This window comes from Streptomyces niveiscabiei (assembly GCF_001419795.1).
Classification (GTDB): domain Bacteria; phylum Actinomycetota; class Actinomycetes; order Streptomycetales; family Streptomycetaceae; genus Streptomyces; species Streptomyces niveiscabiei.
Genome location: NZ_LIRL01001366.1, coordinates 1 through 1,390, shown reverse-complemented (window position 1 = coordinate 1,390; position 1,390 = coordinate 1). Strand labels below are relative to the sequence as shown.

The following is a 1,390-nucleotide window of genomic DNA, read 5'->3' as shown; positions in this document are numbered from 1 at the left end:
GGTTCCGTACGGGGCGTCCGCGTCGGACGGCGGGCCGGGGCGGGGCCGGGGGCGTCGTACGCGGTGTCGGTACCGGACGGCGAGGCCGCGGCGGCGTCGTACGCGGGCTCGGTGGCGAACGGGGCGTCCGTGCCGGGCCTCGGCGGGCTCGCGTGCCCGTTCTCGCGCGCGCGGCGTTCGCGGCGGCGCAGGATGTCGATGTGCTGTTCCGCGAGGCTCGCGCGGTAGCGGCCGGTGAGGCGGCCCGCGGACTGCCAGATCCAGGACCAGAGGGATTCCTCGGCCTCGGGGGTGGTCGCGGAGGTGAAGGGGCGGTCGGCGGCCAGGACGCGCATCGCGTAGTCGAGGACGAGTTCGAGGGCGCCGTCGTCGCGCGCGCTCTCGTACAGCGTGCCCAGCCCGTCGCGCCAGCCGCGCGGCGCGGGCAGCGGCGGCGGGCCCTGGAGGTCCGGCAGGGAGTCCAGGATGTCGAGCAACGCGCGCGTGCTCGCGGGCGGCGGGAGATCGGCGAGCCGGCCGAGCAGCAGCACGCGCTCGTCGGGGCTGAGCGTACGGCCCGGCCGCGCGCCGAGGCTGCCCTGGACGTCCGTCCAGGTCTGGGCGCGCGCCGAGGGGTGGCGCTGGCGGTCCCGGTGGTAGCGGTCGTGCGCGTGGCACACCGCCTGGTACAGGTCGTCGTGCTCGGCGGTGATCTCCCCGGCGGGCACCCGCAGCGTGCGCAGCTGCTCGATGCCGGTGGAGGTGCCGCCCGGGCGGTGGTCCGAGCGCGCCTTCAGCACGCCGATGACCTCCCCGCGCGCGAGGTCGATCACCGGCCCGCCCGACACCCCGTACGGCAGGTCGTTGTCGCCGAGGCGCATCTGTACGTCGGAGTTCCAGCCGCCGATCGTGCCCTGGACGGAGAGCGTGCCGTCGAGGACCTGGAGGCGCCCCTCGCTGACGGTCCAGCCCGCGTACAGCACCCGGCCCTCGCCGAAGTAGGCGGCGGGGCGCTCGGAGACGTACACGCACTCGTGGTCGTCGACCGGTTCCGCGAGCTGTACGAGCGCGAGGTCGGGGGCGGGCCAGTTGCCGGACGCGGACATCCGCGCGGGGCGCTCGGGCACGGTCGCCGCGACCCGCCCGCGTACGGCGCGGACCCCGGCGCCGGGCGAGCCCTGACAGACCACCACGACCTCGCCCCCCTCCCCGGCGCAGGCGACATGTGCGCAGGTCAGCACCCAGTTGGGTGCGACGAAGAACCCGCTTCCCAGAAAACTGTCGACCTCATCGAGGTCATACCCGCCGCCGGGCCGGTGAATGCGCACGGTAGCCGCCACGACGAGCCCACGCAGTGCACGCCGGGCGGCATCCCCACCGTCCGACGCGCCCCCGACGCGCCCCCCGTTCA

The 1,390-nt window shown here is 75.9% G+C and carries 1 protein-coding gene; it reads right to left on the bottom strand.

From position 1 onward, the window contains the following. Positions 1-1,307, bottom strand: a 1,307-nt coding sequence (locus AOK24_RS44105; RefSeq protein WP_240554425.1) for a S1 family peptidase, incomplete at its 3' end; no start/stop codon positions are given. Between the last annotated feature and the right edge of the window lie 83 nt (positions 1,308-1,390).